This is a genomic window from Vibrio sp. 2017_1457_13, from assembly GCF_030851525.1.
Taxonomy (GTDB): Bacteria; Pseudomonadota; Gammaproteobacteria; order Enterobacterales; family Vibrionaceae; genus Vibrio; species Vibrio metschnikovii.
In genome coordinates this window covers 275,185-290,902 of record NZ_VHTA01000005.1, presented here as the reverse complement: position 1 = coordinate 290,902, position 15,718 = coordinate 275,185, and the positions used below count along the sequence as shown (strand labels likewise).

13 protein-coding genes are annotated in these 15,718 nt (G+C 44.9%); 6 read left to right on the top strand and 7 right to left on the bottom strand.

The window, feature by feature from the left end; translation table 11 throughout:
* The first annotated feature begins 109 nt into the window (after positions 1-109).
* Positions 110-1,246 carry an FMN-dependent L-lactate dehydrogenase LldD gene (gene lldD / locus FKN88_RS08870; protein WP_306687410.1) on the top strand — a complete coding sequence of 379 codons (1,137 nt, stop codon included), beginning with the start codon at positions 110-112 and terminating at the stop codon, positions 1,244-1,246.
* A gap of 25 nt (positions 1,247-1,271) precedes the next feature.
* Complete coding sequence (locus FKN88_RS08865) at positions 1,272-4,106, top strand: FAD-binding and (Fe-S)-binding domain-containing protein (protein ID WP_187984632.1); 2,835 nt, start codon at positions 1,272-1,274, stop codon at positions 4,104-4,106.
* Between the two features lie 99 nt (positions 4,107-4,205).
* Here FKN88_RS08865 and aroG read toward each other — a convergent pair whose 3' ends face one another.
* Positions 4,206-5,258, bottom strand: coding sequence for a 3-deoxy-7-phosphoheptulonate synthase AroG (aroG, locus tag FKN88_RS08860; protein WP_187984631.1), 1,053 nt, complete (start codon positions 5,256-5,258; stop codon positions 4,206-4,208).
* Positions 5,259-5,635: 377 nt separating this feature from the next.
* Here aroG and FKN88_RS08855 point away from each other — a divergent pair, with 377 nt between their 5' ends.
* Entirely contained in the window at positions 5,636-7,342 is a 1,707-nt protein-coding gene (locus FKN88_RS08855) for a phospho-sugar mutase (protein WP_306687411.1), read from the top strand.
* Positions 7,343-7,410: 68 nt separating this feature from the next.
* Here FKN88_RS08855 and FKN88_RS08850 read toward each other — a convergent pair whose 3' ends face one another.
* Positions 7,411-8,058 (bottom strand): LysE family translocator, encoded by a 648-nt coding sequence (locus FKN88_RS08850; RefSeq protein WP_004396992.1) that lies wholly within the window; start codon positions 8,056-8,058, stop codon positions 7,411-7,413.
* A 70-nt stretch (positions 8,059-8,128) separates the two neighbouring features.
* Positions 8,129-8,743, bottom strand: coding sequence for a fumarylacetoacetate hydrolase family protein (locus FKN88_RS08845; RefSeq protein ID WP_004396991.1), 615 nt, complete (start codon positions 8,741-8,743; stop codon positions 8,129-8,131).
* A gap of 275 nt (positions 8,744-9,018) precedes the next feature.
* Between FKN88_RS08845 and FKN88_RS08840 the strand changes: the two genes are divergently transcribed.
* Complete coding sequence (locus FKN88_RS08840; RefSeq protein ID WP_306687412.1) at positions 9,019-9,990, top strand: porin; 972 nt, start codon at positions 9,019-9,021, stop codon at positions 9,988-9,990.
* A 265-nt stretch (positions 9,991-10,255) separates the two neighbouring features.
* Positions 10,256-10,879, top strand: a complete 624-nt coding sequence (locus FKN88_RS08835) for a glutaredoxin (RefSeq protein ID WP_004396988.1) — start codon at positions 10,256-10,258, stop codon at positions 10,877-10,879.
* A 53-nt stretch (positions 10,880-10,932) separates the two neighbouring features.
* Here FKN88_RS08835 and FKN88_RS08830 read toward each other — a convergent pair whose 3' ends face one another.
* Together FKN88_RS08830 and FKN88_RS08825 are read right to left on the bottom strand one after the other, a co-directional pair.
* Positions 10,933-11,067 (bottom strand): hypothetical protein, encoded by a 135-nt coding sequence (locus FKN88_RS08830; protein WP_004396987.1) that lies wholly within the window; start codon positions 11,065-11,067, stop codon positions 10,933-10,935.
* Positions 11,068-11,169: 102 nt separating this feature from the next.
* Entirely contained in the window at positions 11,170-11,526 is a 357-nt protein-coding gene (locus tag FKN88_RS08825; RefSeq protein WP_004396986.1) for a hypothetical protein, read from the bottom strand.
* A 284-nt stretch (positions 11,527-11,810) separates the two neighbouring features.
* Between FKN88_RS08825 and FKN88_RS08820 the strand changes: the two genes are divergently transcribed.
* Positions 11,811-13,640 (top strand): bifunctional diguanylate cyclase/phosphodiesterase, encoded by a 1,830-nt coding sequence (locus tag FKN88_RS08820; protein ID WP_306687413.1) that lies wholly within the window; start codon positions 11,811-11,813, stop codon positions 13,638-13,640.
* A 76-nt stretch (positions 13,641-13,716) separates the two neighbouring features.
* Here the strand turns inward: FKN88_RS08820 and FKN88_RS08815 are convergent, their stop codons facing one another.
* On the bottom strand, positions 13,717-15,030 hold the full coding sequence (locus FKN88_RS08815; protein ID WP_004396983.1) for a peptidoglycan DD-metalloendopeptidase family protein: 1,314 nt from the start codon (positions 15,028-15,030) through the stop codon (positions 13,717-13,719).
* A 353-nt stretch (positions 15,031-15,383) separates the two neighbouring features.
* Positions 15,384-15,695, bottom strand: a complete 312-nt coding sequence (locus tag FKN88_RS08810) for an isoamylase early set domain-containing protein (protein ID WP_170904391.1) — start codon at positions 15,693-15,695, stop codon at positions 15,384-15,386.
* Between the last annotated feature and the right edge of the window lie 23 nt (positions 15,696-15,718).

Below are 15,718 nucleotides of genomic sequence, written 5' to 3'. Positions count from 1 at the left end.
CCGACCGATTCTGCTGTTAATATTTACCGCGGTAGCCAACACACAACGCTCGCTGCCGCGCCTTACTTATTAGGTTATCCACGATCCCGTTGTTATAAGGATACAAACCATGATCATCTCCGCCTCGACTGATTTTCGCGCTGCCGCCCAAGCTAAACTGCCGCCTTTTCTTTTCCATTATATTGATGGCGGATCGTATCGCGAAGACACCCTACGTCGAAATACTAGCGATTTAGCCGATATCGCCCTACGCCAACGGGTGCTCAATGACATGTCTGAATTAAGCCTTGAGACTGAGCTTTTTGGTGAATCGCTGGCCATGCCTATCGCCTTAGCTCCGGTAGGGTTAACCGGCATGTACGCTCGGCGTGGTGAAGTACAAGCCGCGCACGCTGCCGCCAATAAAGGAATTCCCTTTACCCTATCGACGGTGTCGGTCTGTCCGATTGAAGAAGTCACCGCCACCTTGACTCGTCCAATGTGGTTTCAGCTTTATGTATTGAAAGATCGCGGCTTTATGAAAAACGTCTTAGAGCGCGCCAAGGCGGCAGGCGTGACGACTTTAGTGTTTACGGTCGATATGCCCGTTCCCGGTGCGCGCTATCGTGATATGCATTCTGGAATGAGCGGTCCCAATGCGGCAAGCCGACGCATTCTGCAAGCGATGACGCACCCTCGCTGGGCATGGGATGTGGGCTTATTGGGTAAACCGCACGATCTGGGCAATATTTCGACCTATCGCGGAACCCCGACTAAACTCGAAGATTATATTGGCTGGTTGGGTAACAATTTCGACCCTTCAATCAGTTGGCAAGATCTCGAATGGATCCGTGACTTCTGGGATGGCCCGATGGTGATCAAAGGCATTTTAGACGTCGAAGATGCCAAAGATGCGGTACGCTTTGGCGCTGATGGCATTGTGGTCTCTAACCACGGTGGACGTCAGTTAGATGGCGTACTCTCTACTGCGCAGGCATTACCCAGTATTGCCGATGCGGTAAAAGGCGATTTAAAAATTCTGGTCGATTCTGGCATCCGTAGCGGATTGGATGTGGTCAGAATGCTTGCCTTAGGGGCAGATTGCACTTTACTGGGCCGCGCTTTTATTTACGCATTAGCGGCGCAAGGTCAAGCCGGTGTTGAACATTTACTGGATTTATTTGACAAAGAGATGCGCGTTGCAATGACCTTAACCGGTGCTAAACGAGTGCAAGATCTCTCCCGTGATTCTTTGGTGAATCGTTAGTCCGTGGTGAAAACAGGAGTTCAACATGAGTGAGTTACCCTCACACTATCAGCAACTGATCACTCAACTGGCAACGCGCGTTGCTAGTGAGCGCATCATTACTCAGCCAGCGCAGCGTTTAGCGTATGGTACTGACGCCAGTTTTTATCGCTTAGTGCCTAAAATCGTCTTACGTTTACAGTCTCTTGATGAAGTGATATTTACTATTCAAAGCTGCGCTGAGCTGGGCATTCATTTTACTTTTCGCGCCGCTGGCACCAGCTTATCTGGTCAGGCGGTGTCTGATTCTGTCTTAATCACCTTAACCGATGATTGGCGTGAGCATCAAATTCTTGATGACGGCCATAAAATTCGCCTACAACCGGGGGTTATCGGCGCGGACGCGAATAAATACCTTGCCCCTTACCAACGTAAAATTGGTCCTGATCCCGCCTCAATCAATACTTGTAAAATTGGCGGCATCGCCGCTAATAATGCGAGTGGCATGTGTTGCGGTACCGCGCACAACTCTTATCGTACCGTTGATAGCATGAAAATCGTTTTTGCTGACGGCGTCGTGCTTGATACCCGAGATGAGCAAAGTATTGCTGACTTCAAACGCCGCAAAGCAGACTTGCTCGCGGGCATTGAAACGTTAGCCGCGCACACTCGCGCCAATACTCCGCTCACTGAACAAATTCGTCACAAATATCGCTTAAAAAATACCACCGGTTATGCCCTTAATGCGCTCATTGACTATCACGATCCGATCGAGATCATCGAGCATCTTCTCATCGGCTCGGAAGGCACACTCGGCTTTATCGCTGATATTACCTATAACACCGTAGTTGAACATCGCTACAAAGCCTCAGCGCTCTTGGTTTTTGCCACTATTGAACAAGCCTGCCAAGCGGTGACCACCTTGTCCAGTACGCCAGTTGCTGCGGTGGAACTCATGGATGGTCGTGCGCTCCGTTCTGTCGCCGATAAACCTGGCATGCCAGACTTTATTGCCGAACTCGACATCGAGGCCTGCGCTTTATTGGTGGAATCACACGCCAGTCAACAAGTCGAACTCGATAGTCAGTGCCAAACGATTATCGACAGCCTCAGCGATTATCAGATCATTCAATCGGTGCCGTTTACTAGCCATAACCAGACTGTTGCTACCCTATGGGGCATTCGTAAAGGCATGTTCCCTGCCGTCGGCGCAGTCCGTGAAGTCGGCACGACAGTGATCATCGAAGATGTGGCCTTTCCAGTTGAAAAACTCGCCGCTGGCGTTCGTGAACTGCAAACCCTATTCGATCAGTATCACTATCATGAAGCGATCATTTTTGGTCATGCCTTAGAAGGCAACTTGCACTTTGTCTTCACTCAAGGCTTTGAACAGCAAGCTGAAATAGACCGCTATGGCGCATTTATGGATGCGGTAGCGGAACTGGTCGCGGTCAAATATCAAGGTTCGTTAAAAGCGGAACATGGTACTGGGCGTAACATGGCTCCTTATGTCGAGCTAGAATGGGGCAAAGAAGGCTACGCTCTTATGCAGCGCATCAAAAGTCTGTTTGATCCGCAAGGGCTGCTCAATCCTGGGGTCATCATCAACACCGATCCTCATGCGCACCTCAAAAATCTCAAACCCATGCCAGCTGCAGACCCACTGGTCGATCGCTGCATTGAATGTGGATTCTGTGAGCCAGTGTGTCCATCACGGACGCTGACTTTATCTCCTCGCCAGCGGATCGTGCTGTATCGCGAATTACAACGTCGCAGCCGAGCCGGAGAAGAGGTTGCCGCAAGCGAGCTGGCGGATGTTTTCCAGTATCAAGGTATCGATACTTGCGCCGCCACGGGCCTATGTGCCGAGCGCTGCCCAGTGGGCATCAACACGGGCGATTTAATTAAACAACTGCGCCAAGCAAAATACGCCAAATTTACCCCGATTGCGCGCTGGACAGCCGATCATTTCGCCACCACCACCGCACTGGTGACAACAGGGCTTAAAGTCAATCAACTGGCAACAAGCCTCTGCGGAGAAGCGCGAGTCAGTCAGCTCAGTCAAAGCTTACGCAAAATCAGCAAAGGCAAAACACCCTTGTGGACAGCGGAACTGCCTCGCGCCAATCGCTATCCACTGGAAAAACACGCGGCGAATTTACCGAGACGCGATAAAAAAGTCGTTTATCTGCCCTCTTGCGCCAGCCGGACGATGGCGCAAGGCAACGACGCTCTCGATCCACGGCCACTAACGGAAGTAACTTTATCCCTGCTCAACAAAGCCGGCTTTGAGGTTATTATCCCAAACAATGTCTCTTCTCAATGCTGTGGTATGCCTTATGACAGTAAGGGGATGTTTGATATTGCCACCCAAAAAGCGCAGCAATTAGAACAAACATTGTGGCAAGCCAGTGAACAGGGCCGCTATCCAGTACTCATCGATACCAGCCCATGTGCAAAACGCAGTATGGATCACTTTACCCAGCCAATGCAGATTTTTGAACCGGCAGGCTTTATCAACCAGTATGTTTTAGAGCATTTAAGCATTACTCCAAAACAAGAAACGGTCATGCTACACATCACCTGTAGCTCACGTAAAATGGCGCTTGAGAATACCATGTTAGCGGTCGCGCAAGCTTGCGTATCAGACGTGATTGTTCCTGAGCATATTCAATGCTGCGGTTTTGCTGGCGATAAGGGTTTTACCACGCCAGAGCTCAACCAAGCTGCCGTTCACTCGCTAAAACAACAAGTACCCGCAACTTGCCAACGTGGTTTTAGTAATAGTCGGACTTGTGAAATCGGCTTATCCCATCACAGCGGGATCCCTTATCAATCCATTTTGTATTTATTGGATGAAGTATCGAGGCCAAATAGTTAAGTTGATTGAATAAAATAGGCGCTGATTCAGCGCCTATTTTATTATTTATACCTAAACAACTTGGCGTTGCAGGTAAGGAGGGTATAGCAACAAAATCCCTTACAGATTACGACGCGCTTCCACCGCTTGCGCAAGCTGACGCAATACTTTTTCAGTATCATCCCAACCGATACATGCATCAGTAATTGACTGCCCATACGTCGGTGCTTGACCATCCACTAAGTCCTGACGACCAGCTACTAAATGAGATTCAATCATCACCCCAAAGATAGCGTGCTCACCAGCGCGTAGCTGCGCACAAACGTCATCTGCCACCACCATTTGTCGCTGATACTGCTTAGAGCTATTGGCGTGACTAAAGTCAATCATCACTTTCTGTTTTAAACCGGAGACTTCTAGCTCTTGTTTAATCGCCGCAACATGTTCAGCGCTATAATTAGGCTCTTTGCCGCCACGTAGAATAATATGACAATCAGGATTACCCGCCGTTTCTACAATCGCCGAATGACCAAATTTAGTCACCGATAAAAAGTGGTGCGAAGCACTGGCAGAACGAATCGCATCAGTAGCAATTTTAATATTGCCATCGGTGCCATTTTTAAATCCCACTGGGCATGAAAGTCCCGAAGACAACTCGCGATGCACTTGAGACTCGGTTGTACGAGCGCCAATCGCTCCCCAGCTGATCAAATCCGCGACATATTGCGGCGTGATCATATCCAAGAACTCACTGGCGGTTGGCATTCCCATATCGGTTAAATCAAGTAACAGTTTACGACCAATGCGTAGACCATCATTAATTTCATAAGAATCATCGAGATACGGGTCGTTAATCAGTCCTTTCCAGCCCACTGTAGTACGCGGTTTTTCAAAATATACCCGCATCACCACCTCAAGATGACCACTCAATTCATCACGCAAGGCTTTCAAGCGCTGGCCATATTCAATCGCCGCTTTAGGATCATGAATGGAGCAAGGGCCAATCACTACCAACAAACGATCATCTTGGTCATGTAAAATGTTATGAATCGCTTCACGGGCTTGAAATGTGGTTGAAGAAGCAGCTTCACTGGCAGGAAATTTCTCTAATACGGCTACTGGAGGCAGCAATTGTTTGATACGTTTTATATTGACATCATCGGTTTGATACATCGCTTACTTCTTCCTATTACTGATTACTGCAGGTGTTCCCATCACTGCTCGGTTATGCTCTGTAAGTAACTTAACCACTTCACCAAGCAATCGCAAGCACTATTTTTAGTGATTTTCAACCATCACCTACTCAATACAAAAACAACAATGTGTAATTTAAAATTTACACCATTAAACATGTTCATATTCAAGTGACTTGAATATACTTTTTAAATCGACTCCAATGATGGCTGGCCTTTTTGCTTGACGCTGCTGAGTTGACTGAACATCCGTTGCTATAGCAAGAAGATAAAACGTTTAGCGATTGCGCGCCCATTAATGAGAATAAATATTACTTACAATGTCTCCACTGACACTATCTATCAAAGGTGACCACGATGAACAATAACGTCACGCTCTGGTTAGCAAGAGATCCAGACCTCCGTACCCGAAAAGAATTACAAACTTTAATTGATAACCAACAACAGGATGAAATTGAAGATCGCTTTAAATCCCGCTTAGAATTTGGCACCGCTGGCCTACGCGGTAAAGTCGGCTGCGGCCCTAACCGCATGAATCGCTTAGTGATACAAGAAACCGCTGTCGGACTGGGTCATTATCTGATCCAACAAGTCGACAATGCCAAACAACGAGGCGTGGTGATTGGCTATGATGGCCGCCCAGATTCACAGCAATTTGCTCAAGATACCGCCTCAGTACTGACCGCTTTAGGCATTAAGGTGTATCTTACCTATAAAGTAGCGCCTACTCCGGTAGTCGCATTTGGTGTCAAACATTTACAAGCCGCAGCCGCGGTGGTCGTAACGGCCAGCCACAATCCGCCAGAATATAATGGCTTTAAAGTCTACTGGGAAAATGGCGCGCAGATCATTGCTCCCCATGACTCAGGCATTGCCAGTCAAATTGATTTAGCCGCAACACAAAGCATTCCAACTCTAGGATTGGATAAAGCCCAGCAACAAGGATTATTGGTTTGGCTGCAAGATGATTATTACCAAACCTATCGACAAACCATTAACGCCAGTCCATTGCTACAGCATCACACCGATCCGTCTAGCGTGACCATCGCTTATACCGCCATGCACGGCGTCGGTGCCGAAATGGCAGAAACCCTGCTCGCTGACGCCGGATTTAATAAGGTAATGAGCGTTAAAGAGCAGCGCGAGCCCGACGGCAGCTTCCCTACCGTTAACTTCCCTAACCCTGAAGAAGCCGGTGCGATGGATAGAGTCATCGCCTTGGCGGAATCGGTGAATGCCGAGCTCGCCTGCGCTAATGACCCCGATGCCGACCGTTTCGCGGTTGCCGTGGCCAAACCTACAGGCGGTTATCAAATGCTGACGGGCGATCAGGTCGGTGCATTGCTGGGGGATTACCTGCTCCGGCATACCGCACACCAAGCACCACTGGTCGGAAATACCATCGTCTCTTCTAGCCTGCTCAGTAAAATTGCCGCCGCTCATGGCGCGGTTTATTACCAAACACTAACCGGTTTTAAATGGTTAACCAATGTGGCAATGGCCAAACAATCAGAGCAACATCCGTTCCTATTTGCTTACGAAGAAGCCTTAGGCTACACCGTCGGTAATAGCGTTTGGGATAAAGATGGCTTATCCGCTATGGTCGCCTTTGCCCAACTCGCGGCAGAGCTGTACAGCCAAGGTAAAACCATTTGGGATCAACTAGAAGCGTTATACCGTCAACACGGCTTGTACGTAACAGCACAACGCAGTATTGCTTTAGCACCAGACACGCCACCGATTGGCGATCGTCTACGTGCGACGCCTCCGCATACGATTGCTGGTAAGCCTGTCGTCAGTTACGATGATTTAAAACTCGCCGTTCGTCATCATCAAGATGGCACAACAGAACCACTCACTTGGCCAAGTAGTGATGTACTGATTTATCATTTACAAGACGGAGCGCGAGTGATTGTTCGCCCATCAGGAACCGAGCCGAAACTGAAATGCTACTATGAAGTGGTTGGAACATTTGCCGCAGACGAGAGTTTTGCTGAGGCTGAGCTACGTGCTGAAGAACAAATGGCACTGCTGATCAGCGAACATCAAAACAGCCTAGTATAAATAAATTCAACTCTCGCTTTATAACGATAAAGCGAGGGTTGATAACAAGAGATAACGCTGCAATGGCTTTAAATAGACAGAAAGTTAAGCAATAGGTCACTCAGCATCCATAAGGCGAGCAAGAAAAAGATCCCGCCCATCAGCTTATGCTGATATAAACGAAACTTGGCATTCTCGAGCAAAACATGCCCGCCCCAACCGACTAAACCCACCAACAGTAAATTAAACAGTAACCCACAGATATTGAGTAAAATCCCCAGCACCAGCATCTGTTCACCAGAGCTTGCTGGCACATTGCTCGACACAAACTGGGGTAAAAACATCACAAAAAATACTAACGCTTTGGGATTTAACAAGTTACTCACCAAGGCGCGTTGGTAAAACGTGCTGCTCAAGGTGACTTCTGTTGATAAACTTGGCGCAATACTGGCGCTAGTGCGCAGGCAATCAACGCCCATTTTCAACAAATAACCAGCGCCTAATACTTGCAAGATAGTGAGCGCGACTGGACTCATTGCCACCATCGCCGAGACACCAAGGGCAGCGAGTAAAGTTAAAATAACGCCCGAAGTCGCATTACCTAAGCTAGCAAACACCCCGACTTTACGCCCATAGCTCAAGCTAGAACTGGCAATTAACAGCATATCGGGGCCGGGAATTAACAGCAACGCAATCACCGCGGTGAGATACAGCGGTAAAATAGTCAAATCAATCATTATCATCGCTCAATAGCAGCACAAAGTCGCAGATTCTATCTTAAACCCAGTGAGATTGCTATTGAGGTAGCTATTCAGCCAACCATTCCACTTCGATCAAGGTTTGCTCGGCAGATTTTAAGCGGCCAAGAAAAACATCGCCGCGATGCACCTCACCAACCCCTTGTGGCGTTCCCGTCATCACCACATCGTTATCCAGCAAGGTAGTATAAGATTGAAGATCGCTTAAAATCTGCGCGGGAGAAAAAATCATCTGCGCAACGCCGCCACATTGTACTCGTACACAGTTAATGTATAGCTCTAACTGTAAAGTGGCGATATCTATCCCTGTTAAATCAATAAAACGGCTAAAGACAGCCGAGCCATCGAACGCTTTCGCCCGCTCCCAAGGTAGCTGCTTTTGCTTAAGCTGAGATTGTAAAGCACGTTTGGTTAAATCAAGCCCAAGCCCGACACCCGCATATTCACCATTGCGGATAAGAAAACAAATCTCCGCTTCGTAATGCAAGGTTTCTTGATGATAGGCATGTAATTGTTTTGCAATACTGCTGTTGGGCTTATTGAAGACCACCATTTGCTCTGGTAACGAATTATTGAGTTCTTTGATGTGTTCGACATAGTTACGCCCGACACACAGTATTTTTGATGGGTAAACCAATTGTTGTTCATAACGTACCGCGTTCATCGCTCGTCCTTGAATAATGAGTGAGCACAAAGTGTAACCTATCTTAAAAAATCGCCAAGCCTTCGTCGAAAGATAACCATCAAAAACACGCTATGAATAGATTCACTTCCCGCTTCCAGTGAACGTGAATGAAAACATCGTCGAGTCTTTTTTCTTCAATAAAAACAAAATCTAATCGTCACATTTGAGCAATCAAATCGTCATCTAAACATTCTACCTTACTCTCAAACCAACCATAGAGCATGAAGCTCAATTTACTAAATAGGGTAATAATAATGAAACAAGCAGCAGTGACAACCGCCATTCTCGCCGCATTGGTCTCTGGATCATCTTTAGCCGCAACCGTTTATAGTGCTGATGGCACGGAGTTGAGAATTGGTGGTCGCGTTGAATTTCGTGGCGACTTTATCGGCGATAAAGGCGCAGAAATTGATGGAACAATGAAAGATAATACGCGCGCTCGTTTGAATGTAAGAGGCTCAACTCAAGTTGCCGATGACCTAAGAGGATTTGCTTTTTACGAAGCGGAACAAAATACCGGAACCTCAGAGTTTAAAAATCGCTACATGTATGTCGGTTTTGCAACCAATATCGGTGATCTTTCATTCGGTAAGCAAAACATGGCTGCTGTACAAATTTCTGACCTCACCGATACCACTGAGTTTTCAGGGATCCAACAGTACATCAGCTCAGCCTCTGATAAAACAGACAGTGTGATTGCGTACCGTGGTCAATTTGACGCACTTAATCTGCAAGCAACCTATGCCGCCAGTAGTAAAGATAATGCCGATTTATATGGTATTTCTGGATTGTATTCTTTACCTATCGGGCTAGATCTTGGTGCTGCCTACTCAGCCGGTGACAATGGCGTCGGTAAAGGCAAGCAAAATCAATGGTTACTCGGCGTGGGCTATAAACTTGATGCATTATCGCTAGGGGCGACTTACTCTTTTGGTGATAATGATGATAAAGCCAATAGTGAATTTAATGCTCTAGAGCTTGCCGCCGCTTATAAGCTAAACAAACAGATGACGTTGAAAGGCGTTTACGGCAAAAGTGAAGATAAAGTCTCCGGAAACAAAACAGATAGCGCAGACTTCTTCGAACTTGCCGCTTACTATCAATTCAATTCTGCCTTACGTAGCTACATCTCTTATAAACTGAACAACCTTGATGATGATGTCGTCAATGGCGTTGAGACTCAGAGTGAAGATACTCTACGTTTTGGATTACGTTACGATTTTTAATACTTAATAAACTCCATTGCATACTGTCCTTTTTGGCCAAGCTCCGCTTGGCCCTTTTCATTGCTATTACTGCCGTATCCGCAAAGATGACCTCATTTTGTCAACAGTTATCTCTCAACGGCTCCAACCCCATTGGTCGTTTTATTTTTCTGACGATAAACTCTCTGTACCCATAAAAATTCTTATATACTTAAGGGGCGTTATTTCTAAGCCGCTTAAAGATACGGTCAACCGCTCACTTCTCTAGCCACCGTCGAGGTTACTTATGGCGACACCAATCAACATCACTCTATACCGTTGGGCTGGTCAATTCGGACCTTTCAAAGTCAATATTCCCTGTGGTGAATGTACGCTTACTCACGATATCCTTGAGGATACTTTTACCCATGAACTGGCTGGAATCGAGATCAATTTACAAAGCAAAGATTGGCTTAGTCATTGGTGGGAACCACTGAAATACGGTGCTTGGCACGCTCCGATTGTGATTGTCGAGGGAAAAGTGATTAGCCAAGGTGAAGCCCTCAACCGAGGGGTTCTTATACAAGCGGTGATCGAACAATGGGTACAACGTGATACCTTGCAAGGCAATATTGTTTACGGTAAAGCCTCTTGTCCTTATTGTCAAAAAGCCAAGCTCGCCTTACAGGAAGCAGGCATTCGCTTTCAGTATTTTGATGTCGTCAAAAATAGTGCTGCTCTCTATCGAATGATCCCTGAAGTCAAAGCCATCATTGGGGCAAAGACTCCAGTCACCGTTCCACAGATCTGGTTAGATGGGCAATACATCGGGGGATACGATGCGTTGCAAACTTGGCTGCTTGAGCATCCAAAAACGCTTTCACCACAAGATGAGCCACTCAATAACGTTATTTCATTAGCGAAAAAATAGCCAAAAGCCCCGAGTCGATGACTCAGGGCTTTTTAATATTCTCTATACCCAGCTTACTTACTGAGCTTTTTCCATACGCTTTTAATGAAAGATTTCTTCTTTGGTTTTACCTTACCGTACAACGCTTCATGCATCATCTGCTTGGCGATAAGTTGACCAATATAGGCTGAACCTAAATCGTTACCCATGATATTACCTCACCCATTTTTGTAATTTAATTACTTAATGCGCTGATAATAGCATAACAAAAAGCCAAAACAAGACTTAGATCACAAATTAATGTTGTTAAATTACTTCACTGTCCGTTTCGGTTGCTGATAGGTTTTTCCTGCAGCCTGGTAAGTCTCTTTGTGCTTAACTGAAAACTGAGACTCAAAAAACCAAGCAATAAACTTAATTACATCCTCACCTTCATTCATCACATGCTCGACAAACTCCTGTTCTTGACCTTGCTCATCAATCTCAGTGGTGACGTGATAGATACGCTGTTCACCGTCAACCTCAGCCAGCGCAAATTGTCCCGTTAACGAAGCGGCGGCCTCAGCAATGTCTTGATCATCCGACTGTTTGAGTACCTCAAGAACTTGAGGAAGCGTTGACCATTGGCAAAGGCTTTCAACCAAAGCCTCAAATTGATTCTGTTGCATGATATTTCCTATAAATTGAGTCAGGTAATTATACCCAAGTCACTACAAGATGCGAAGGTTAGGTGATGGTACTGTTCGATCTCTGCCTCACGACGAGTTATGTCATCGTTATTGATTTTTCATCACAAAATACAGCTAAGCAATTACTGATGGAAACGGTGGAAAAATGACCGATCCTCATCCATAGTTGATAGGTTGCAATCAAATGCTATGAATGTTTTTTCATTCATAATCGAGTGCGACCACTTACAGTGAGCATGGGGATCAGTAAAAGTGAGAAGGTTATGGTAGCAACCAGCGTTTTGACTCAAAATACAGCGAGTCTTGATACAATTAATGAGCTTCTTTTACTAGATAGCTCAGACCTTTATCAACGTGCAGTGCAGGCCTTGCATAGCCATTTGAATTCTTGGGCGACTTATTTAATAGAGGTCGATAAATCTCTCTATAAAGGTAGGACGTTGAGCTATGCGGGTAAAGAGCCCCATGCGCTTGCCTGCGATTACTCACTCAAAGGAACCGTTTATGAGCAGTTAATCAGAAGTAAACAAAAGTATGTCATTCATAACGATGCACTTCATCGCCCATTTCACGATAATCATTCGCTCTACCATGCCGCAGTCATCACTTATATCGGTGTTCCGCTTTATGCTGATAATGGGGATATACTCGGTATTCTCCTATCGACGTTTCATGAGCCACCCATAACCCTTGATGCGGCGATTGAACTTCACTGTACCGTTGCTCGCATTGTTCGCCATCATCTTGTCCATCAATGGATGAACCAACGCTTTAACAGTCTCGCTCAACAGTTGAGTTATGAAATTTCTCATGACAGCCTAACCAACCTTTTCAACCGTAACTATTTATCCGACCAACTAGAATATTTAGTAGATAATAATTATCAATCTTTCACTCTCGCTTATCTCGATATTGATAATTTCAAATCGATTAATGATCTTTACGGCCATTACATTGGCGATCAAGTCATTAAGTTTGTTGCTAATGTCATTTTTCATTATGTGAATAAACAGAATCAAGTTTTCCGAATCTCGGGAGATGAGTTTGCCTTTATTACCTTTTCCAATGATCCGCTCAAAATTTGTCAGCTGATCATCGATACATTGAATCAAGGTTATCGCGATGCCAATCACCATATTAAAATCCGCTTGAGTATCGGTATTGCTAAAAAATCATTGCCGCCGATGACCGCTGATCAATTGATTCTTAATGCTAGTTTAGCCTTAAAAGATTGTAAAAAAACGCGTCTTCAGCAAGTTCGCTGTTATGACACGCACTTAAATGACTATTATTATCGACGAACCCAAGTAGTGAGTGCGTTACGCGCTCAGCTAGATAATCCATTAACAGGTACGTCAGAAATCTATATTGAAATACAACCGATTGTTTTTCGAAATCGGCCTAACTGGTCTTATTTTGAAGTCTTAGCACGCTGGAATAATAAACAGCTTGGTTCGATTTCCCCTTTAGAGTTTATCGAGGTAGCCGAACAATCTGGTTTAATTATTGAACTTGGCGAACGAATTATCGAATTGGCTTGCCAAGCCAAACAAGTACTAGAAAAAGAGCTTAACTATAAAGTCACTTTAGGCATCAACTGCTCAGCCCATGAGTTCGCTCACTCCTCTCACTATTTAAATCATCTCAATTTAATGATTCAACAGTATGGATTCCACCCCTCAGAATTTATTATTGAGATGACCGAAAGCGTGTTACTCACTCAAACAGGTGAGGTGTCTGAACGCTTAAATTTATTACGAGAGCTAGGCTTTAAAATTGCATTAGATGATTTTGGCACTGGATATTCGAGTTTAAATTATATTCACAGTTATCCCATTGACTGTATCAAAATTGATGCCACTTTCATTCGTAATCTACTACGCAATAAAACATCAGAGCATGTCATTAGCTTAATCATTCAACTCGCTAAACAATTGAATGTCGACCTCATTGCCGAAGGAGTAGAAAATCAGCAAGAGTTGGACAAATTATATGAGATGGGTTGTGACGCAATTCAAGGTTATTATTTTTCTAAGCCTCAGCAGCCACTGGCGATGATCGGTCATTTACAAAACAATCCCCCCAAGCTGTAATGAAACTACTTGGGGGGATTGATAGCTATTGATTAGACCAATGGCTGTTCATCAATTGAATTGAACGGCCTAATCGTTAGCTATCAGAGTCCGACCCAGCCTTGCTTGCCGCAAGCATACTATCTTGCTGAGCCAATAAACGGTCTAACTCATTACGACGTGCAATAAAGTTCGCCATATCTTGCTTAGGAACCGAAGTGGCCATCGGAATATTGGCCTTCATAGGATCGACAGGTCGGCCTCTAACAATCAATTCATAATGAATATGTGGCCCTGTTACTCGTCCCGTTGCACCCGATAATCCAATACGTTGGCCGCGAGTCACCTTTTGTCCTTTTTGTACTAAAATCTTACTCAAGTGCAAATAACGGGTCATGTAAGTACTACCATGCTGGATAGTAATATAATTACCCGCATAGGGATGATTACGCGTCATCACGACAACACCATCACCAGTAGCGACAACCGGAGTTCCGGTTGGTGCAGCAAAATCAGTCCCATTATGTGGCGCGATACGCCCGGTCACCGGGTGGCGGCGATTAGGATCAAATCCGGATGACATTCGCCATTGACCGGTAGTAGGGTAGCGTTGAAAAGCACGTTGTAAGCTTTGCCCGTCCCTATCATAGTATTGGCCATCTTTATAAAGATAGGCAGTAATTTCATTGCCACGATTGTAGAGTTTGATCGCTTGTATTTCTCGGTTGCCGGTTAATTTTTCACCGACAAACTGACGTGATAATACCACTTCAAAGCGATCGCCAGCGCGAAGATCGCGACCAAAATTTACTTTATCTTTAAGCAGTGACACGATCTGATCAATGTCTGCACTGCCTAAACCGACTTGGTTTGCTGACTGAGAAAAACTGCCTTGTATTTCGCCAATCATCGCAAATTCGCGCCACTGCCCGGGAATTTCAAGCTCAGAGAAATCGTAATTACCATCGTCGAGACGTGTATAAACCGCACGCTTGACAACGTTAAATTCAAGTTCCATCTTGGCAAGGTCTTGACTGCCAGGAGATTTCCAAAAGCGTAAAATATTCCCTGGACGCAAAGTATCAAGAGCCAGATAGTTTAAATCTGTCTCCATGATTTTCATTAAATCTTGGTACCGGAATCCAAGCTGATTAAAAATAGTGCTTAAATTATCACCGGATTTGATTTGGTATTCGTAATCGGGATAAGCCACTTTGGCTTCACTCGCATCCGCAATAATCGTCTCAACAATATGTGATTCAGGAACAGACAAGGCGACCTTTTTTGAATAGGTCGTAGAGTTGATTGAAGATGAAATAGCGGCCAACGCGAGTAGAGGTAAACCGATGACAGAGACTTTCTTACGTTTAGATAAAGCAGAGAAGCGCAAAAAAAGAGACTTGGATAGCACAATTTAACCCGTTGGTACTGTTAAAAGAGACAAAAGAGTAAGACTTTCTCGACAAAAAGTCACCTTTTGTATGGTAAATAATCAGTAAAAGTGTGCTTATTTATGAAAAGTTATTGATTAAAGTTGAATTAATCGACAGAAAAAAAGCAAGACTCAGAAAAAGGAAATCTCCAGATGATGATAACAACGCTCGATTTATCACTGTTTTCTTTCGATGAAAAATCGTTGTTACGCTAAGTTATGCATCTCATTGACACTATCATTAACGTAACAACAATCTTATGAAATCCTCTGCAAAAGCTTAAGCAACTATTAGGTATGTTGACTTAAGAGCAAACCGCTATAAACATGAATTAATGAGAGGCTGGCTCATAAGTACGGACAAGACAGTTATCCTCGCCAAATTCATTGGCAACATAATGATCCGCCTGTGCATCATTGAGCCATTGCTGCTCATTCAGTCGGTAACGAAATTGGAATTCTGCATCCTTAGGCAAACGAGCTTTAAATTTATACACATTGGATTTTGCGGTTTTTTTCATAGCTTGAGGCTGCCAATCTAAAAAATCAGCGACAATATCTACGCGCTCAGCATCTTGAGGGGCCTCAAGTTCAAAAGTAACTTCCACTTCATTCTTAGTTTTAAAAAAACGTTTATTGATCATGACAAACTCCATTTCTATTTTGT